The sequence below is a fragment of the Flavobacterium sp. genome (genome assembly GCF_017744675.1).
In the GTDB taxonomy this organism is placed as follows: domain Bacteria; phylum Bacteroidota; class Bacteroidia; order Flavobacteriales; family Flavobacteriaceae; genus Flavobacterium.
Map to the genome: position 1 here is coordinate 32,860 of NZ_JAGIAV010000004.1, position 20,462 is coordinate 53,321.

Sequence of the window (20,462 nt, forward strand, 5' to 3'; positions counted from 1 at the left end):
TTTGGAATTTTTATTTTGAGATTCTTCAGATTATTTTTTAGCAGTCAACGTACTTCCCGCAGAAGCTATTACAACACAAATAACAGCAAGAATTTCGTGGAAACTTAAGTTCTCATGAAGAAATATAAAAGCACAAATGCATGCAGCTGCCGGCTCTAAGCTCATTAAAATGCTAAAAGTGCGAGGTGGAAGTTTTCCTAAAGCTTTCATTTCTAAAGTAAACGGAATTGCACTAGACAAAAGGGCTAAAGCAACGCCCATTCCGAATAATTTTGGAGTAAGATGATTTAATCCGTTTTCTAGAAAACCAAATGGCAATACTAAAAGTGCGGCAAATAGCATTCCTGTTGAAACAGCATAACCATCATTCATTATTTTAGAGATCTTGCCCCCTAAAACAATATAAGCGCTCCAAAAAGCTCCTGCCAAAAGCGCACATAAAATTCCAATAGGATCTAATCGATCATTTGTCCAAGGAGCAATTAATAAAATGCCAATTGCAGCCAATAAAACCCAACAATAATCGACCAAACGTTTTGAACCTGCTATAGCCAAGACTAAAGGCCCAACAAATTCTAAAGTAACAGCTAAACCAATTGGAATTCTTTCTATTGCAAAATAGAAAATCAAATTCATAGCGCCCAAAGCCAAACCATAAGGAATTACAATTTTCCATTGCTGCGCAGTTACGGTTTTTGGATTAGGGCGATAAGCCAATGCTAAAATTAAAGCTGAAACTCCAATACGAATAGATGCTGTGCCAGCTGCTCCAATTTCAGGAAATAAAGTTTTTGCAATTGCAGCTCCACATTGCACGCTGATAATCGCTAATAATACTGCTGGAACAGGAGGTAGACCGCTTTCTCTGTTTTTCATAAAAAATGAGACAGAATTATAAAATATATTTCTGTCGAATAAATAAATGTATTCTTAATTAATTGCCTAAAGCTCTTTTGGTAACATAGGCACGATAACCAATAATTGCCATTTGCCATTTCTTTGCTTTCGAAATATCTAAACCTTGTTTGGTAAAGCTCGGCAAAAGTAGTTTATTTAGTTTAGCTAATAATTTATACATGGTATATTTGTTTAGACAAAGATAAACAAAAAAGACTTTGTGTTTGAAACAAAGTCTTTTGAGCAGTAAAATGTAAAAGTATCTTAAATTCTGAGAATCAGATTTTCGTTGTTATCGTTTTCACGATTTATGACCTTTTTAGGAGCTTCCATCCAGCCTGTTTTATTGATTACAAACTTGAAAAGGTAAGTTTTGTCTTTTTCAAATTTCGATTTAGGAACAGATAGCTCAAATGTATTTTTGTTTTTCTGAATCATTTGATAGTTTTGGTCATTTGGATTCCATTCATCAAACGAGCCAGCTATTGAGACGCTTTTGACTAAACTAGGATTTAAATTTTTATCGTGTTCGTAAGTAAAGACAACATTATTTCCGACAATTTTATAGCCATAAATACCAGTTTGCTTTTTGTTTTCGCTCAATAAGTCGTTAGAAAGCCTTACAATCGCTTCGCCTAATGCGTTGCCTGTATTTTCGTCACTGATATTAACAATAATTGAAATTCCTAATTGGCGTTCAGGATAAATTATAAGCATGTTTTGGGTTCCAAATGCGCCACCATGCTTCCAGCAGTTCTTTCCGTTTTCATCAACTTGGATATAGTCCCAAAAATATCCGTTCCATGTTGTTGGACTATCTAAGAGATTTCGCTGCGATTCTTGAACAATTTTACTTTTTGTATTTAGTTCATAAGCAATAAATTTGGTCAAGTCACCTAAAGTAGATTTTAGCATTCCTGCGGCTCCCCAAAGATTGTCTGAAATGGTTGGCATTAAAACTCCTTTTAAGTTGTAACCATGTGCAATAGCAATATTTGGACTCAAATTGATTCCGCTGGACTTCATATCGAGTTTAGAAAAAATGTTTTCTTTCAAAAGCGATTCATAGCTTTTTTGATAAACATTTTCCAAGATATGAGCCGTAAGATTAAGGCTTCCGTTGCTGTATTTGAATTTAGTTCCAGGCAAAGTATCTAATTTCATACTTTTTAGATCTTCAAAAAACTTTTCTCTGCTGTACGTTTCGTCTACTTTTTTGAATGCTAAATAACTGCTGTCGTTTCGATTTTTTCGTAATTCGTCAGTATCTGGCAAATCTTTACTAAAACCTGTCCTAAAAGAGACCAAATCTTTAATTGTAATTGGTGTTCCGTTGTATTCTAAGTTCGGATAAGAACCAGTAAGGTATTTTCTAATATCATCGTCAGGATTTAATTTTCCTTCTAAAACTGCTTGAGCCGTTAGTAAACCAGTAAATAATTTGGTTATAGAGGCAACCTCAAAAATAGTATTGTTGTTGGCAATATTTTCTTTTCCTTTATCAATTTCACCATAATGTCTCGTGTAGGTTTTTCCGTTTTTGATAACGCCTATAGAAATTGAATTGGCTTTTGATTTCTGGGAAAGAATAGAAGCAGTTTTATCCATGGCAATGAAAATACTTTTTTCTACAGTGTTTTTTTGAGCTGAAATTGAGAAACTGATGCACAAAACAAAAAGTGAAATATTTTTCTTCATGATTGTAGATTTTAAGTGATGAGTAAAATAGAAAAACCAGTGTTTTTAGCACTGGTTTTTAATATTTCAAAATATTATTATTAAGCTTTCTTATTTTGCTTTTCCATTTCTTTCATATCTTTTTCATGCTGCTTCATGTCTTTCTCATGCTGTTTCATATCCTTTGCATGTTGTTTCATGTCTTTTGCATGCTGTTTCATATCAAGCTCATATTGCTTCATATCTTGCTCGTATTGCTTCATGCTGTTTTCGTAATCTTTAGAATCAGTATCAAAATCAAACTTAAAATCATAACTGAACTTTTCCATGTTAGCACTGAATTTCTCCATCGCAATTTGATACTTTTCCATTTCTTTTTCATATACATCAGCTCTTTGCGACATGATAGCTTCAACCTGTTTTTCGTAAGCTTTCATTTGCGGTTCAAATGCTTCCATATGTTTCCCGAAAGCTTCCATGTCTTTTTCAAATTTAGCCATTGCTACTTTGTCTGATGGATTTTTTGGAGCAACAGGAGGTTTTGGCATTTTTGACATATCAATTGCTGGAACAGGAGGCATTGGTCCGGCAGGGAATACTGGTGGAGCTGGAGGTGCAGGAGGCGCAACATCAGTATCTCCAGGATTACGCACGATAACTCTTTCGTTTCTAATGATCATTGGCATTTTTACATTTCTATCGGTACTAATTACAATCGCTTTTGTACCGTTTTCATCAGTTCCAATTGCCAATTCGCAATCTTTTATAGCTTGGTCTCCATCAATTTTGATCGTTTGTTTTTTACCAGAATCCGATTTTACTTTAATTTGAATCGCAGTCAATTCTTCTTTGGTATTTCTTTTTACATCCGAAATTTCGACGTCAAGATTGTGCTTTGTTTTTAATTTTCCTGGCAATTCATTTAATTCCTTGTCAGTAGTGTTTTTTGTTATTTTGATGGTTTCCTCGGTATCTTTAATAGTATCTCTTTGAATAGAAGCAACTTCAGCTTGTTTCTTTTCTTGAGCAATGGTTTTTATTTGAAATAAAAGGACAAAAGCGCCTAGAGCAGGAATCACTGCCAAATATTTCCAGTAGTTTCTTTTCTTTGATTGATTTTTGTTTAACATGACAATTCGTTTTTTGATTAATGATTGATAAAAATGATTGGTGATTGCAACACAAGTTTCATGTGTTGTTATTTTTAAAAGCGTGTATTGATACGCTTTTTTGTCGGCAATTTTTTTAGAAGCCTCCCTGTCTGCAATAAATTCAAGGTTTTGTAAAATAGCTTTTTTATAAAGCCATACAATTGGATTAAACCAAAATAGGATACAGAAAATTCTAGAAATCAAAACATCTACAGTATGTTTTTGGTCACTATGCACTTTTTCGTGTTCCAAAATGTTTTCTAATTCCGCTGCTGTATAAAGTGATGAGTTGTATACAATGTAATCGAAATAAGAAAAAGGAGCGATATTTTCATTAACATCAATAAATTTAAAATCTTCTTGCTGTTCAATTTTCTTTCCTTTCAAAACAGCATTTAGACTGTAAAAATCAAGCGCGAATTTGATCATAAAAGCTAAGAAACCAATTCCGTAAACTGCAACCAAAACTAAATTCCAATTGATTTCAAAATTTTCTTCTTCAACAACAGATACAGTTGTAGGTGTATAGTGAGTTTTGTAAGCTGCAACATCATAATTTGAAGTTGGAATACTCTCTAAATTAGCTGTCGTAGTTGTAATTATCGGATCTGAAGCAGGAGCAGGTGGTGCTTCTACCCAAATCACTTTTGTGTACACTACAAAAGGCAGCACTACAGAAGTGATTAATCCCGCAATTAAAAACCAGCGGCTGCTGTTGAAAAAAGTCTCTTTGCGAAGTAAAAAAATGTAAGCAAAATAAAACATTGCCAACAATCCGCTTGATTTTAGGATAAAAATGAAAAGTGCTTCCATAACTATTTTGATTATTTACCTGCTTTTGGATTTTCGATCATGTCTAAGATTTCACGCAATTCATCTGCTGAGATTTTTTCTTCTTTAGCAAAAAAAGAAACCATGCTTTTGTACGAACTATTGAAATAATTGTCGATCGCAGTGCTCATAAAACCTTTTCTGTAATCTTCGATGCTAACAGCTGGATAATACTGGTGTGTATTTCCGAAAGCATTGTGCGCGACATAACCTTTTTCTTCCAGATTACGAACAATGGTAGACAAAGTGTTATAATGTGGCTGATCTTCTAAAATCTCTGCTTGAATTTCTTTTACAAAAGCTTTTTTTAGCTTCCATAAAATATGCATGATTTCTTCTTCTTTATTGGTTAGCTTTTGCATTTTTATTTATATAAAATGGTTTAGTTTTTAGTTTCAATTTCAATTACTCCATTTGCGGCTTTGCTTCCGTATTTTCCAGTTGCATTAGTTCCTGTAAAAATACTAACAGATTCGATATTATCATTTGGAATACTTTTTACATCAAAACCTGCGGGCATTTCTTCTCCGTTTACAATTACAAGTGAAGAGCTAATTTTTATATTCGTTTTTGCGCCATTTGAAACAGCGACTCTTGAACCTCCATCAGTCGTAATAACTTTAGTGTTATTATCAGTGTTTACAATTACAGTAGTGCTAGTATTTGCGCTAGTATCACTGTTAGTTTTTGTACTAGTAATAGAATTAGTGTTAACATGGGTTTCTGTATTAGTAGTTGCGTTTTTAATTTTTGTAGTGTTGTCATTTAAGGTTAGTTTTTTGCGAACCACTATTTTTTCATCAGTAGTCTGAATGCCTGCTTTCTTCTTTCCATCTTTATCTGTAATGACAATTATTCCAAAATCTTTAATGGTTTTGTCTCCAATTTGTATAGATTGAGATTTATCTTTTCCATTAATTACATCAACTTTAATAGAAGTTAATTCGTTTTCTGAGTTTCTTTTGATGTCAGAAACTTTAATATCAATATGATGAATTGATTTTAAGTTCTCTTTAAGCTCTTTTAAATCTGCATCTGTAGAGTTTTTGGTGATTTTGTATACATCAACAGACTCCATTTCTTTTGAAACTGCTTTTGCATTCTTGTTCTGTCTCTCTTTTGCAATTACTTCAATTTGAAATAATAATACAAAAGCTGCTAAAGCTGGAATTACAGCATAATACTTCCAGGAATTCCTCTTTTTTGATTGATTTTTGTTTAACATGACGATTCGTTTTTTGATTAATGATTGATAAAAATGATTGGTGATTGCAACACAATTTTCGTGTGTTGTTATTTTTAAAAGCGTGTATTGATAGGCTTTTTTGTCTAAAAGTTTTTTAGCGGCCTCGCTGTCGGCAATAAACTCAAGATTCTGAGTAATTGCTTTTTTGTAAAGCCAAACGATTGGGTTGAACCAGAAAATAATGCTAAATATTCTCGAAATCAAAACATCTAAAGTATGGTTTTGATCACTGTGCACTTTTTCATGTTCCAAAATGTTTTCCAATTCTGAAGCGGTGTAAAGTGATGAGTTGTACACGATATATTCAAAATAGGAGAAAGGAGCAATGTTTTCGTTTATGTCTATAAATTTAAAATCGGCTTGCTGTTTGATCTTTTTTCCTTTTATAATAGAATTTAAACTGTAAAAATCAATTGCTAGTTTTATAGCAAATATTATAAGTCCGATGCCATAAAGCCCAAGAATAAAATAATTCCAATTAAAATCTGCTGATTCTTGTTGTGCATCATTTATTAAGGAAGTTTGGATATTGGAATTAAAGTCGGTAGAAGCGTTAATCCATATTACTTTAGTATAAGTCAGTAATGGTAAAATTACCGATACAACCAAACCCGACAGCAAAAACCATCTGTTGCTGTTGAAAAATGTTTCCTTGCGCAGTAAAAAGAAATAAGCGCAGTAAAACATAAGCATTAAACTGCTTGATTTGGCGATATAAATGAAAACAGCTTCCATAACCGATTATTTTTTTTCGTTTTTATTTTCGATCATTGATAAAATCTCACGCAATTCGTCTGCTGAAATTTTTTCTTCTTTGGCAAAAAAGGAAACCATGCTTTTATAAGAACTATTAAAGTAATTATCAATTGCGGTTTTCATAAATCCTTTTCTGTAATCTTCAATCGGCACAATCGGAAAGTATTGATGTGTATTTCCGAAAGCATTGTGCCCAACGTATCCTTTTTCTTCCAGATTACGCACGATAGTCGATAATGTGTTGTAATGTGGCTGATCTTCTGTGATTTCGGCTTGAATTTCTTTTACAAAAGCTTTTTTAAGCTTCCATAAAATCATCATGATTTCTTCTTCTTTGTTTGTTAACTTCTGCATCTTCTCTAATTTTAATTCAAACCTACAACTATTTTTTTAGTTACACAACTATAAAAATAGTTATTTAACTAAAAATTAAGTTTGAATTCGCTTTTAGGCGCAGAAATGCTATTCAAATTTAAATGTAATAAATTGAATTATAAGGTTTTAAAAGTTAAAAGTTTTCTTTAGGAAATCTTCTCGTTTAGTAGAGCATTCCTAATCCAAATGCAGCATCCTGTTGCAACCACGCCAATACAAGCCATAAAAAGCCAGTTGATTTGGTAACCAAATCTAGTAATGATTTCAAATCCCAATTTAGAACTGATAATATGGGCAAGACTAAAACTCATGGTATAAAGCGCCATGTATCGGCCTTCTTGCCCGCGAGGTGCTCGACTTAAGGCAAATGCATTAGAAAAGGGGAAAGTAAGGACTTCTCCAATAGAAATGCAAATCATACTCACAACCAGGATTCCTGCCCAAAAATTAATAAGAAGCAAAAAGAAGCTGCTCGCCATAACAAAAGATCCAACGATAATGATTCGAATCTTTGGAAAAGCTTTTCGTTCCAAAAATCCAACTGTTGGCATTTCTAGTGTAAAGATTAAAAGACCGTTTAAAGTCATTAAAAGACCTGTTTGGAATTCGCTTAAGCCAAATTTTTCATTATGATATAAAGGAAGAGTGGTAAATAGCTGGAAGAAAATCATTGCCGTGATAAAGCTTACGAACAAGAAAACCCAGAAAATTCGATCATGAAATACCGATTTTACATCTGATGCGCTTTCTGTTTTATCGCCATGAGTTGCTTTTTTCTTTTCTTTTACCAATAAAGCAAAAATCGAAATAGAAATAATACAAGAAGCTCCGTCAACCCAGAAAAGTCCAGAATATCCTATTCCCATAATAATTAAACCTCCAAGCGCTGGTCCTGTGGCAAAACCTAAATTTACAGCCAGACGAACAAGTGTAAGGGCGCGAGTACGATTTTCTGGTTTGGCATAAGCGCCTAATGACACAAACATGGCTGGACGAAACATATCTGCAATGGTCATAAGTAAAAACATGGCAATGCAAAGATGCCAGAAAGTGGTGATATATTGCACAAAAAATAGCGCAATTCCACTGGTAAACAAACTAAAAATCATGATTTTATAAAATCCGATTTTATCTGATAATTTACCTCCAAGCCAAGAACCCAACATCGATCCAAAACCAAAAGCCACCATAATCCATCCAACTTGATTGTAAGTAAAATGTAAGTCTTCTTTTAAATATTTGGATAAAAAAGGAAGAACCATTGTCCCAGCGCGGTTAATAAAAGTAATGATGGCAAGAATCCAAACTTCTCTGGTAAAACCTCGAAAGTTGTTAATGTAGTGGGTTAGGGCGTTTTTAAGCATTTTGAGTGATAAATTATCGTCACAAAGTTAGCAAACTTTGTCTCGTTAAGTGGTTGTTGTTTTGTTACTTTTGAACTATTTTTGCAGAAAATTTCTAAGATGAAAACTATAAATGCCCTTGCTTTATTGTTGGTATTTAATTTTGGCTTTGCTCAAAAAAAGTTCAATAAAGCCGACGCTCAAAAATTCCAGAGGAAAATCAACGCGGAATTTGCTGATCCTAAGACGAGTCCGTTGTTGCCGGAAGATTTAAAGACATTCAAAAGCTTAGATTTTTTTCCTATTTCTGAAGCGTATTTTGTAAATGCTACTTTGGAGAAAGCCAAAGGAGGAAAAGTTTTTGAAATGAAAACTTCGGGAAGTTATAAATCAAAATATACTAAATATGGAACTTTAAGCTTTAAAATAAACGGTAAAGCTTTTAAGCTTGCAGTTTATCAAAGTTTAGAACTTTTGGTGCAAGAAAAATATAAAAATCATCTTTTCTTGCCTTTTTCAGATTTAACGAGCGGAAAACAAAGTTATATTGGCGGTCGTTATATTGACTTAGAAGTTCCGAAAGGAAATACAATAGCAATCGATTTTAACCAAGCTTATAATCCTTATTGCGCTTATAACTATAAATATTCTTGCCCGCTTGTGCCACAGGAAAACGATTTAAAAATCGAAATCAAAGCAGGAGTAAAAGCTTTTCATTAATGGAATATTTCAATCTTCATACCCATCAATTTACTAATAACTCTTATGTTTTAGAACTGGTTAATCAGTATCCAAAAGATTTTGATGCAGCGATTCCGTTTTATTCTATCGGAATTCATCCTTGGTATATTGATGAAAGTAGAATTGATGAAGATTTGAAAATTATAGAAGAAAAACTGCAAACTCAAAATTGCTTGGCAATTGGCGAATGCGGTTTAGATAAAAGAATTGAAGTTCTGTTGGATGTTCAGATTTCAGTTTTTGAAAAACAATTGCAATTAGCAGAAAAATTCAAGAAGCCTGTGGTTATCCATTGTGTGGCTGCCTTTCAGGAAGTAATGGCAATTAAGAAAAAAATGAAAATTACTGTTCCTATGATTATTCATGGTTTTTCGAAAAATAATCAGTTGGCAGAACAATTGATTGCTGCTGGTTTTTATCTTTCATTCGGAAAATATTTATTGAAAAATCCAGATTTAAAAACGGTTTTTCAGAATGTTCCAAATGATCGTTTTTTCTTAGAAACCGATACAATTGAAGAATCAATTCAGCAAGTTTATCAGTTAGCAGCAGGATATAAAAAATTAGATATAAAAGAATTACAAAGTGTTATTTCAAGTAATTATAGAAGTGTATTTGGATAATGAAATGTGAAAAGTAAAATGTGAAATGTTGAATGTCAGGCTGAGTGAAGTCGAAGCCCGATTCCAATTGGAACGCCCTTCGACTCCGCTCAGGGTGACAAACGGCAAAAACATTAAACATGAAACTTGAAACTTGAAACAAAAAAAATTAAAAACTAAAAACAACAAAAAAAGAATATAATGGCAGAATGGACAGAAAGAGCTGAGCTTTTGTTTACTAAAGAAGGATTAGAAAATTTACAAAAATCGAATGTTTTGGTCGTTGGACTAGGAGGAGTTGGATCTTTTGCAGCAGAATTTTTAGCAAGAGCAGGAGTAGGGAACATGACAATTGTTGACGGAGACGTTGTAGATATTACCAACATCAACCGTCAATTGCCAGCTTTGCATTCAACAGTTGGTCAGCCAAAAATTAAAATTGTAGGCGATCGCTTAATGGATATTAATCCAGAGTTAAATTTAACTCGTGTCCAAGAATTTCTGTCTCCGGAGCGTGCTTTTGAGATCGTTTCTCCAGAATTTGATTATGTTTTAGACTGCATTGACAGTATTACTCCAAAATTAAATCTGATTATTGCAGCAAAACGAAAAAGAGTAAAAATCATCAGCAGTATGGGTGCAGGCGGAAAAATGCTGGCTTCTAAAGTAAAAGTGACAGATATTTCTAAAACCATCAACTGTTATTTTTCTAAAACCATTCGCAAGCGTTTAAAAGAAGCAAAAATCAATAAATTGAAAGTAGTTTTCTCTTCTGAAATTCAAGACGAAAAAAGTTTAAAATTGACAGACGGAAAAAACTTCAAAAAATCTTTCTACGGAACAAATAGCTATATGCCAGGATTATTTGGCTTACACGCTGCAGAAACAGTGATTAGACATTTGCTTAAAAAATAAGGTTCTAAGATACTAAGATTCTGAGGCGCTAAGTTTTTAGCGGATGAAACTCGGAATCTTAATTTTCTAAAACTTTAAAAAAACAGCTTTGTCAAAGTTCTAAACTTTGACAAAGCTAAACACAAAAGAATAAAAAACTTAGCATCTCAGCATCTCAGAACCTTAGCATCTTAAAAAAAATGATTAAAACAGTAATTTTTGATATGGACGGCGTAATTGTTGACACAGAGCCTGTTCATCGTTATGCCTATTATTTGCAATTTTCAGAATTGAATATCGAAGTTCCTGAGGAAATGTACACAACATTTACAGGATTTTCGACGCGAAATACATTTCAAACATTAAAAAGCTATTTCCCGACTGTAGAACAAGAAGTGGAAGATTTGATTCAGCGAAAAAGAACTATTTTTAATGACGCTTTTGATACTAAAGAAGATTTGCATCTTTTGGATGGTGTCGAAGATTTAATTAAAGATTTGTACAACAACGGAATACAGTTGATTCTAGCTTCTTCGGCTTCAAAAGTAACTATCGATCGCGTATTTACCAGATTCAATCTGCACCAGTATTTTTCGCATATTGTAAGCGGAGAAGATTTTCCGCAGTCAAAACCAAATCCAGCAATATTTATTCATGCAGCTTCATTATCGGTTGCTCCAAAAGAAGAGTGCATTATTATTGAAGACAGCACAAATGGCGTAAAAGCAGCAAAAGGTGCAGGAATTTATTGCGTAGGATACAAAAGTGAACATTCGCATCTTCAGGATCTATCAGAGGCGGACTTGGTTATCGATCATTTTAGCGAATTAAATGCAGAAAAAATATCACAGCTAAAGCCTTGAATTATATAAAATTTAACATTCGTTAGCTGATTGAATTTGTAAATTTGAAAAAAATAAAACTTAAAATAATGAAAAAACTACTTATTGCTTTAGCCCTGATCTTAGCACCATTAGCATCAGAAGCACAAGTAAAAACACCGCAGGCAAGTCCAAAAGGTTATATAAAACAAACTGTTGGTTTAACCGATGTTGAAGTTACCTATTCAAGACCTGGAGCAAGAGGAAGAGCTGTGTTCGGAAATTTAGTTCCGTTTGGGAAACTATGGAGAACAGGAGCTAACGAAAATACAATCATTAACTTTAGCGACGATGTGGTAATCGACGGAAAAACGCTAAAGAAAGGTAAATATGCGATTTATACAATTCCAAGAATCGAAAGCTGGGATATCATTTTCTATCTTTCAACAGACAATTGGGGATTGCCAGAAAACTGGAGCGATGCTTATGTAGCTTTAAAAACTACTGTAAAAGAAGATGCGCTTCCAACTCCTGTTGAAACATTTACAATTGGTATTAACGGTTTAGACCCAAATTTTGGTTATTTAGACATCTCTTGGGAAAACTCTCATGTAGCTTTAAAATTTGAAGTGCCAACTGCTAAAATTGCTACGGCAAGTATCGATAAAACTTTGGCAGGACCAACTTGGAATGATTACTATGCAGCATCTCAATACTTATTCCAATCAAACGGAAATATCGAAACGGCTAGAACTTACGTAGATAAAGCATTGGAGATGAGTTCTGATAAACCTTATTATTTGTCAAGATTAAAATCTTTGATTCAAGCGAAACAAGGTGATAAAAAAGGAGCAATCGAAACAGCAAAAGCTTCTTTAGCATCTGCAGAGGCTGCAAACAACTCTGATTACGTAAAATTAAACAAAGACAGTATCGCAGAGTGGAGTAGATAGTTCTTTGAATAAATTTCAATTTTTAAAATATCAAATTCCAAAGCTTTCGGGTTTTGGAATTTTTTTTATTCAAAAATACAGACAGACTTGTCTGTTTGTATTAAAAAATGTTATATATTTGCAGATATAAATTATAGCGTGATGTTGCCAAAAGAAAGAATATTAGAGAAAACATTTAATTTATTCCACAGACAAGGTTATAATGCTACTGGAATCAATCAAATTATTGAAGAAGCAAAAGTTGCGAAAGCAAGTTTTTATCAGCATTTTAAATCTAAAGAGGATTTGTGCGTTGCCTTTTTAAATCAGCGGCATTCGTTTTGGTTTGATGAATTGCAAAAATTTACAGCAAAGGGAGAGGATACGAAACTGAAAGTTTTGTCTTCATTTGATTTCTTAATTTATATGAATAAAAATGAAAATTTCAGAGGTTGTAGTTTTCTAAATATTTTATCAGAAATTCAATCAGATAATGTTAAGATTTTGGCAGTAATTCAAAGCCATAAAGCCGATTTGCGCGCCTTCTTTACTGAAATCTTAAAAGACAAACTTTTATCTGATCATGTGTATTTACTTTTTGAGAGTTGCATTATAGAAAGCCAACTTTTTAAATCAAATCTGCTCATTGAGCAAACAAAAAAAATAATTCAAACTTTAATTTAATAATTATGGAACAGAAATTGCCATTGCCGCCTTTCTCATACGAAACAGCAATAGAGAAGATTCAATTAGCAGAAGATGCTTGGAACAGTCAAGATCCAGAAAGAGTTTCAAAAGCCTATACCATCGACAGTGAGTGGAGGAATAGGAATCAGTTTGTGAATGGTAGAGAAGAAATTGTACAGTTCTTAAGTCAAAAATGGAAAAAGGAGAAAAATTATAAACTTAAAAAAGAATACTGGGCGCATACAGAAAATAGAATTGCAGTTCGATTTGAGTATGAATATCAAGATCTTGATGGAAATTGGTTTAGAGCGTACGGAAATGAAAACTGGGAATTTGATTCAAATGGATTGATGCAAAAGCGTTTTGCCAGCATAAATGATCTTTCGATAAAAGAAGAAGAAAGAAAATTATAATAAATTTAATTCATAGAGGGCGGTTCAGGAATCTTTACCGTCCTTTTTAATTTTTTTACAATTAACAAATAAAATGTAATTCCGCCTAAAATAATCAGTAATGCAATTTGAAGCTGGCCAAGCACATTGTTGCGATTATACATTGCATTTGCTGCGGCTAGTTTTGCTTTTCCTTCTTCAATCTGAATTTGAGAAAGAGATTCAAGCGTTTTTAGAGCATTGGCACTAGAATTGGCAATTTTCTCCCAGCTTTTGCTTTCAACCTGCTCATTAATTTCTTTGCACGAAATTAAAAATGTATCAAAATATTGTTTCTCTTTATTGGTGAGAACTGTTTTAGCGTACAAATCATCGATATTATGAATAATATCTAATGTATGAATGATTTCATCTTTCTTAATCTTATCACTTAGATTTAGTTTTTCAGCTTCCGCTTTTATAAAATGAAGTTCTTTAGCGTATTGAAAAATATAATGTGCCACGACCAATCTATCTTTGTAAATCGCATTTATATTGTCGTTGACGTTTTTGGAGTTTCGAAGTGTATTAAAGTTTCCAAGTAAAATAATCAACATCACGATTAACAGAATAAAAGCAGCTTTGGTTTTGTTGCTGTATTTTTTTGAATCTCCCATAATCATGATTTTTTTGAAATTAAAATAGCCTTTGTACAATATACTAAAATACTATTTTTAATTAGAATAGAGAGAAGCCGATTTTTGTCTAAATTTTCAGGAGCTAATCCTGCTGTCCGCTCTATCTTTTGTGGTGAACCCCACCACAAAAGGATGCCGCTTCCATCAGGGCTAGGGCATTAGGTTTCATTCGAGAAATTTATCTTTTACTCAACAATCAATTCATTATCATCTGATCTTCCTTTAAAAAACAAAAACTGAAGCAAAAGCGCCAATACAATGGTCAAAATAGCTCCAATAAAATTTAGCCATAAATAACCTAGTTTTTCTTGTCTGTAAATCATGAAATAATAGATCACAAAAATGGTGAGCTGACTGATAATAGCGCTAATAAACATTGGTTTTGCTTGAACTCTTTTGGTGTAAAAACCAACAAGAAATATTCCTAAAACGGTTCCATAAAAGATAGAGCCAATAATATTTACAAGCTGAATTAAGTTTTCGAACAAAGTTCCAACACACGCAAAAAGTATTGCTACAACTCCCCAGAAAAGAGTGAAGAATTTAGTAACGTGCAAATAATGCTTCTCTGATTTTTCTTCTTTCTGATTTCGTTTGTAAATATCAATTGCCGTTGTAGAAGCCAATGCCGTTAATCCCGAAGCTGTAGAAGACATTGCCGCCGAAAGTATAACGGCCAACAACAATCCGATAAGGCCTTTTGGCAAATAATGCAGAATAAAATGGAAAAAGACATAATCTTTATCATTGGTTTCAGAATTGCTGTCGGCTCTCGAAATGATCTCTTTGGCCTTATCGCGAAGATCTTTTTCTTTATTTGATAAAGCAACCAATTCTTTACGTAAAATCGGATTGTCGTAATCTTGATTCAGCTGATCGATATACAACAAATTAATCACCTTTTTATCTTCCGAAAGCTTAACGAGCTTTTCTTCTAAAACATGATACTCTTCCTTATATACCGATTTTTCAATCGCTGTTTTGTTATTCGGGTTAAAATTTAGTGGTACTGGATTGAATTGAAAAAATACAAAAACCATAACTCCTGTCAACAGAATAAAGAACTGCATAGGGACTTTTAGAAGTGCATTCATGATTAATCCCATCTGACTTTCGCGAATTGATTTTCCAGATAAGTAACGTCCAACTTGAGATTGGTCTGTACCAAAATAGGCAAGAGCCAAAAAGAAACCTCCTGTAATACCGCTCCAAAAAGTATATTTTTCTTCAGGATCAAAAGAGAAGTCTACAATATTCATTTTATCATTGGCGCCAGCAATATGCAGCGCACTGTTGAAAGTCATATCGTTTGGCAGATAATGGAGAATCAGGAAAAAGGTTATAAACATGCCTGACATAATTACAAACATCTGCTGTTTTTGCGTTACGTTTACCGCTTTTGTTCCTCCGGAAAAGGTATAAATGATTACTAAAACTCCAATTATAATATTCATTACAGTCAAATTCCATCCTAAAAGAGCAGACAAAATAATGGCTGGCGCATAAATGGTTAGACCGGTTCCTAAACCTCTTTGCACTAGAAACAAGATGGCAGCTAGCGAACGTGTTTTTACGTCAAATCTTCTCTCTAGAAATTCATAAGCTGTAAAAACTTTGCTTTTGTGATATAATGGAATAAAAGTCAAGCAAATGACAATCATTGCAATTGGCAGACCAAAATAGAATTGCACAAACCCCATTCCGTCGTGATAGGCCTGTCCAGGCGTAGATAAAAATGTAATGGCGCTGGCTTGTGTTGCCATTACAGAAAGTCCGACAGTATACCAAGGCGTTTCATTATTTCCTAGAATAAAATCTTCCACGTTTTTACTTCCTCGGGTTTTCCAAGAACCGTATCCAACAATGAATAATAAGGTGACAATAAGTACGATCCAGTCAAATAGCTGCATAGGTTATGAGTATAATTGCATGATTAAGAAAAAAATAGCAATATAAATTGCATTGGCTACCAAAACGTAAGTATAGCTTTTTTTCCATTTTTTTGTCTTTTTAGCTTCCATAATTTTATTGCTTTAAGTCTTGTTTAGGAGCTTCAATTGGCTGTTTTAGAGAAATAATATTCGATAATAATCGATATGCTCCAGCAACACCTTCTGGCAATTCTCTAAAGAAACTCAAACCTGTGTAAATATAATATCCTTTTCCGTATGGTGCGACAAGTAAAGCTCCATCTTTAGCAGATTCTCCTTTGTCATGCGACGAAATAATAGGAGTGAAGGCAGGATCATATTCGTTTGGATAATATAAACCTTGTTCTTGCGTCCAGCCTTGAAAATCTTTTTCGGAGATTTTGTTCGGTGTGTTTAAAACAGGATGATTTGGCGCTAAGAACGTAATTTTGGCATTTTCTTCTGTCACACGATCGTTTGACAGTTTTAACGGATAAGGAGCAATTTTATCGGTTACTAATTTTCCATTTGTATTATACTGCACAATCATATTTTTGCCGTTTTTTACAAAATTGAAAAGTATATTTTGTTTGTTTGCTAAAGCATTTACTGTGTTGTAGGCACGAATTCCTGTGATAACGGTGCTAAATGAATCTAATTTTTCGGGTGTAATTTCTTCAGGTTTTAAGATTGAGACTTTATATCCCATTTGTGTCAAACTCTCAGGAACTTCGTCTCCAGCTCCCATGATGTAAGCAATAGCATCTCCAGAAATTTTCAAATCAATTCGAATGCATCTGGATTCTGCTGGTTTTAAGACCATTTGTTTGGTAATATGGCTGAATTCTATGTTGGTTTGATCTTTATCAAAACGTTTATTGTCAACAATAGCAACGCTTTTTGCTGTAACTTCTTCTGGATTAACAGGTGGAGTTACTTCAAAATAAAAGATTTGTTCGTTGCCTTTTTTGTCTAAAGCAAAGGGAATTTCTTTTGGAGAAACCGACCAGCTTTTTGGAAGTTCTAATTGCAGATTTCCTTTTACATTGTCTTTTCCAGCACGAACTTTCACAGGAACCATTTTACTTTTGGTGTTTCCAAAAACCAGAACTTTTTCTAGAATAGAAGTGGTTACGTCTGGTACAATATCTAGGAAATTATACATTTCACCTTTTACACCATCATTGTATTTATAGACTACAGTGCGCTCAAATGGAATTTCGACATCGTTGATTTTTACATTAAAGATCACTTTTGTGTCTCTTATAATATCAGGAATACCAATGATTTCCTGATTAGAAACCGTGTACATTCCGACAGTAGCTTTTTCTTTTAACCAATAAGGCTGTGTATATTCAATATTGTCTGGAAGCTTCAGCTGGAGATTTATTTTCTGGTCATTGTTGTTTTTTAAAACAATATTTTGAGCCGTAGTTTGATTGTCAGGAAGTGTTGTTACGCTAACCAACTGCATTCCTAAAGCACATCTGTTAATGGCTTCTAGGCTTAGTTGAATTGTACTTCCTGGAGTTGCTTCTTGCTCATTGGCAACGGCTTCAAGATATAAACCAGAGCAAGATGCAATAATGTTTTTTAGGGCAGCAAGTTTAATCGTTTTCCAATGTATGTCATCTAAAGCTTGAATCATAGAATAAGCCTTAACCAAATCAGGAATACTTGCCGAAGGATTGCTGAAATCGTATTTAGAGATAATGGTTGCAATTAAATCGCCAACAGGTTTTCCGTTTTTAACGCGGTTCCAGCTCGTGTCAATTCCGTCAAATAAATTGTCACGTTCTTTTGGATTTTCACCATTAATTAGCTCTAAATATTCGGTTTCTTCACCGCGAACACCTGTGCTTCCAAATCCTTGCGACTGGTGGCGGCTTCGGCTCAAAGCGGCAATTTCTTGATTCGATTTTCCAAGTCCAGTGTAGTAAACTCCAGTTTCTAGCTTCGTAAATTTAGATTTATTGGCTGCATCAAACTTTTCTTGGCTTCCATAAAACCACCAAGAAGGATTGAAGAACTGGCGTTTTACCTGCCAAGGAGTAACATATTTTAATTGTTCAGGATAAACTTTTGCATCGTTTGTTAGATTGAAGCTTTCAACACTCAACATGGCAGAAGAAGTATGGTGACCATGTGTTGTGCCTGGCGAACGATGATCAAATCTATTGATGATAATGTCTGGTTGGAATTTTCTAATGGTCCAAACCACATCAGCCAAAACTTTGTCTTTGTCCCAGATATCTAAAGTCTCTGATGGATTTTTTGAAAAACCAAAATCGTTTGCTCTTGAAAAGAATTGTTCTCCGCCATCTATTTTTCGAGCTTCAATTAATTCTTGTGTTCTAATAACACCAAGTAGTTCGCGCAATTGAGGGCCAATTAAATTTTGTCCGCCATCGCCACGAGTAAGCGATAAATACCCCGTTCTGGCATTCATTTCATTGGCCAAATATGAAATCATTCTAGTATTTTCATCATCAGGATGCGCTGCAACATACAATACAGAACCTAAAAAGTTTAATTTTTTGATTTGATTATAAATTTCAACTGAACTTAATTTTTGTGGCTGCTGTGCAAATGAAATTTGAAAACCTATAAAAAATAGAATAAAGATTTGAATCTGTATTTTTCGCATGGTGAGTGTTAGATGTTTTGAAATTATTCCAAAAATAGTAATTATTTTATGGAAGATTATTTAAATGAAATGTTAACGCTCAATAATTATACCTTTCTTTAAAATGATAAAACAAAAAAAGCTGTTAGAACCCAATCTAACAGCTTTTTATTATTTTTTTTAAGACTCTATTTCAGTTTATTCTCAGTGTCTTTGTAAGTTCCTGAAATCGTTACATTGCTTCCTTTGGTAACTTTACCATAGATAGTTATAGAAGAATCATTTCCGATAAAATTGATTTTAGCACCGTTGTTTAATCGTAGATCTCCCCAAATTACGACAGAACCTTCAATTTGCAATACCGCATTATTGTTTATAATTAATTCTGTTGGAGACGATTGCTGGTATTTACCTTGAGATAAACTTCCTCTCATATTAAAAGTACCACCGCTGTTTAAAGTCAAATTATTAAGAATTGTGATAGAACCGCAATGAGTTAAAACAGCACCAGAATTAACAATTGCTGAATTTATGGCTGTTGCTCCTTGGTACGATTTTATTTCATTAGAATTTAAAATCAAATCTCTGCCTTGGTTATAAGTGCCATATGTAAGACAGCTCGCAAAAGTGGTATTAGGTTTTTCCATTTTAATGATTTTCAAACCGCCTGTTCCACTTGCTACATAAATGTAATTGCCGCTTGATTTTACATAATTTGATGAACCTGCAATTCCAACAGAACCTAATAAATTAAGCTGCGTTGCAGATTGGTAAACATTAAGTCCTAATGCACCGTTTGCAACAAAGGCATAACCATCATTAAAAGAAACAGCATTTGTTACGTTATCTTCGCCAGCAGTTGCAATTCCGATAGTTTGCAATTTCGACCCGCTATTCACGTCATAAACTCCAAGACCATTTGGACCTTCAGAAACAAAAAGTTTTGTTCCGTCTATATCCATTGTTCTTTTAGCACCGCTAGCATCTGAAGAAGTGATAAAGCTTTTTTGCAGCGCAAGAGTCGATTGGTTGTAAATATTAACTCCTTTATTTCCGCTTAAAGTCACCACTTTATCGCTTGTTAAGGCAATAGAACGTAAATCGGCCATAGCTACTTTTCCAGCAATTGCTTTTGTAGAACTGTTTATTTTGAATAAGCTACCATTGTCTCCCGTTACTGCAAAGTAATTAGAAGCATTAGCTGCAACATCTGTAGTAACTCTGCTTTCTAAGTAATTTGCCTTTAGTTTATCTGAAAGCAATCCAGAACTAAGCTCCATGTTAAATACAACTGCCGGATTTCCTGCAAGCTGAGCATCTTTATCTACATCTTTTGCTGCTCCGATAATTAAATTTGATCCCGAGAAAGTCAGCGATGTGATATCTGTATTAGGAATTAGGGCAGAAGTAACCAATTTTGGTTTATAAGGATCGGAAACATCAATCACGTCAATAGCTCCAGAATACACATCGCCTCTCATGATATAAGAAACGTAAGCATAATTTCCGTTTACTGTAACGTGACTAGCTTGTAATGTTCTCCCATTGGCGTCAACCGGCGGTTTTACTTCGGCAATTTGCACTAAAGGAAAAGTAGTACTAGCTGTTTCTGCAGCTTTTCCTGTTAGGGAGCCATTTTCGATCGAGATTACCCCAGAATTAGTTAAATCAAGTCTTTGGTTTAAAGTAGATTGATCTGAGGTAATGTTAATGTTATTTGACGATTGTCCATCGTTTTTATTGTCATTGTTATCGTCACAGCCTATTAACAGTGACAAGGCTAAAAATGAAAGCAAATAAACATTCTTTTTCATAAATTTCTTTTTTGGATTTTAAAATTCGGTGCAAAGATATATCATACTCACATTAAACAATGGTTAAATTTTTTGAACAATCTGTTTTTC

The 20,462-nt window shown here is 33.7% G+C and carries 19 protein-coding genes; 7 read left to right on the plus strand and 12 right to left on the minus strand.

Annotated elements, in window-relative coordinates; all coding sequences use genetic code 11:
• Nucleotides 1-30: 30 nt before the first annotated feature.
• From J7574_RS10385 to J7574_RS10420, 8 genes are all read right to left on the minus strand, one after another.
• A complete protein-coding gene (locus tag J7574_RS10385) occupies nucleotides 31-876 on the minus strand; it encodes a DMT family transporter (RefSeq protein WP_290967749.1) in 846 nt (281 codons plus the stop codon).
• A gap of 58 nt (nucleotides 877-934) precedes the next feature.
• Nucleotides 935-1,078 carry a hypothetical protein gene (locus tag J7574_RS10390; protein ID WP_008468909.1) on the minus strand — a complete coding sequence of 48 codons (144 nt, stop codon included), beginning with the start codon at nucleotides 1,076-1,078 and terminating at the stop codon, nucleotides 935-937.
• Between the two features lie 83 nt (nucleotides 1,079-1,161).
• Nucleotides 1,162-2,595, minus strand: coding sequence for a serine hydrolase (locus J7574_RS10395; RefSeq protein ID WP_290967754.1), 1,434 nt, complete (start codon nucleotides 2,593-2,595; stop codon nucleotides 1,162-1,164).
• An 80-nt stretch (nucleotides 2,596-2,675) separates the two neighbouring features.
• On the minus strand, nucleotides 2,676-4,538 hold the full coding sequence (locus J7574_RS10400; protein WP_290967757.1) for a M56 family metallopeptidase: 1,863 nt from the start codon (nucleotides 4,536-4,538) through the stop codon (nucleotides 2,676-2,678).
• Nucleotides 4,539-4,549: 11 nt separating this feature from the next.
• Nucleotides 4,550-4,918, minus strand: a complete 369-nt coding sequence (locus J7574_RS10405; protein ID WP_095931144.1) for a BlaI/MecI/CopY family transcriptional regulator — start codon at nucleotides 4,916-4,918, stop codon at nucleotides 4,550-4,552.
• A gap of 20 nt (nucleotides 4,919-4,938) precedes the next feature.
• Nucleotides 4,939-6,537 carry a M56 family metallopeptidase gene (locus tag J7574_RS10410; protein ID WP_290967763.1) on the minus strand — a complete coding sequence of 533 codons (1,599 nt, stop codon included), beginning with the start codon at nucleotides 6,535-6,537 and terminating at the stop codon, nucleotides 4,939-4,941.
• Between the two features lie 6 nt (nucleotides 6,538-6,543).
• Nucleotides 6,544-6,912, minus strand: coding sequence for a BlaI/MecI/CopY family transcriptional regulator (locus J7574_RS10415; RefSeq protein WP_290967766.1), 369 nt, complete (start codon nucleotides 6,910-6,912; stop codon nucleotides 6,544-6,546).
• Between the two features lie 167 nt (nucleotides 6,913-7,079).
• Entirely contained in the window at nucleotides 7,080-8,297 is a 1,218-nt protein-coding gene (locus J7574_RS10420) for an MFS transporter (RefSeq protein WP_290967768.1), read from the minus strand.
• Nucleotides 8,298-8,396: 99 nt separating this feature from the next.
• Between J7574_RS10420 and J7574_RS10425 the strand changes: the two genes are divergently transcribed.
• The 7 genes from J7574_RS10425 (at nucleotide 8,397) to J7574_RS10455 (ending at nucleotide 13,366) form a co-directional block, all read left to right on the plus strand.
• Nucleotides 8,397-8,996 carry a DUF1684 domain-containing protein gene (locus J7574_RS10425; protein ID WP_290967799.1) on the plus strand — a complete coding sequence of 200 codons (600 nt, stop codon included), beginning with the start codon at nucleotides 8,397-8,399 and terminating at the stop codon, nucleotides 8,994-8,996.
• Nucleotides 8,996-9,640, plus strand: coding sequence for a TatD family hydrolase (locus J7574_RS10430; RefSeq protein ID WP_290967802.1), 645 nt, complete (start codon nucleotides 8,996-8,998; stop codon nucleotides 9,638-9,640). Before J7574_RS10425 ends, J7574_RS10430 begins: the two co-directional genes overlap by 1 nt.
• A gap of 180 nt (nucleotides 9,641-9,820) precedes the next feature.
• Nucleotides 9,821-10,534 (plus strand): tRNA threonylcarbamoyladenosine dehydratase, encoded by a 714-nt coding sequence (locus tag J7574_RS10435; protein ID WP_263523034.1) that lies wholly within the window; start codon nucleotides 9,821-9,823, stop codon nucleotides 10,532-10,534.
• A 179-nt stretch (nucleotides 10,535-10,713) separates the two neighbouring features.
• Nucleotides 10,714-11,376, plus strand: a complete 663-nt coding sequence (locus J7574_RS10440) for an HAD family phosphatase (protein WP_290967807.1) — start codon at nucleotides 10,714-10,716, stop codon at nucleotides 11,374-11,376.
• 68 nt (nucleotides 11,377-11,444) lie between these two features.
• Nucleotides 11,445-12,287 carry a DUF2911 domain-containing protein gene (locus tag J7574_RS10445; RefSeq protein WP_290967809.1) on the plus strand — a complete coding sequence of 281 codons (843 nt, stop codon included), beginning with the start codon at nucleotides 11,445-11,447 and terminating at the stop codon, nucleotides 12,285-12,287.
• A gap of 141 nt (nucleotides 12,288-12,428) precedes the next feature.
• Entirely contained in the window at nucleotides 12,429-12,950 is a 522-nt protein-coding gene (locus J7574_RS10450; RefSeq protein WP_290967811.1) for a TetR/AcrR family transcriptional regulator, read from the plus strand.
• A gap of 5 nt (nucleotides 12,951-12,955) precedes the next feature.
• A complete protein-coding gene (locus J7574_RS10455) occupies nucleotides 12,956-13,366 on the plus strand; it encodes a nuclear transport factor 2 family protein (RefSeq protein ID WP_290967813.1) in 411 nt (136 codons plus the stop codon).
• Between the two features lie 5 nt (nucleotides 13,367-13,371).
• On the opposite strand, the gene J7574_RS10460 is transcribed toward J7574_RS10455, so the two are convergent.
• From J7574_RS10460 to J7574_RS10475, 4 genes are all read right to left on the minus strand, one after another.
• Nucleotides 13,372-14,001: an MCP four helix bundle domain-containing protein gene (locus J7574_RS10460; RefSeq protein ID WP_290967816.1), complete on the minus strand. Its 630-nt coding sequence runs from the start codon at nucleotides 13,999-14,001 to the stop codon at nucleotides 13,372-13,374.
• A 206-nt stretch (nucleotides 14,002-14,207) separates the two neighbouring features.
• Nucleotides 14,208-15,932 (minus strand): sodium:solute symporter, encoded by a 1,725-nt coding sequence (locus J7574_RS10465; protein WP_290967817.1) that lies wholly within the window; start codon nucleotides 15,930-15,932, stop codon nucleotides 14,208-14,210.
• A gap of 115 nt (nucleotides 15,933-16,047) precedes the next feature.
• The gene (locus J7574_RS10470) at nucleotides 16,048-18,579 is read right to left on the minus strand and encodes a PIG-L family deacetylase (protein ID WP_290967819.1); all 2,532 of its coding nucleotides are present in this window, start codon (nucleotides 18,577-18,579) and stop codon (nucleotides 16,048-16,050) included.
• 167 nt (nucleotides 18,580-18,746) lie between these two features.
• Nucleotides 18,747-20,372: a hypothetical protein gene (locus J7574_RS10475; protein WP_290967821.1), complete on the minus strand. Its 1,626-nt coding sequence runs from the start codon at nucleotides 20,370-20,372 to the stop codon at nucleotides 18,747-18,749.
• Nucleotides 20,373-20,462 lie beyond the last annotated feature (90 nt).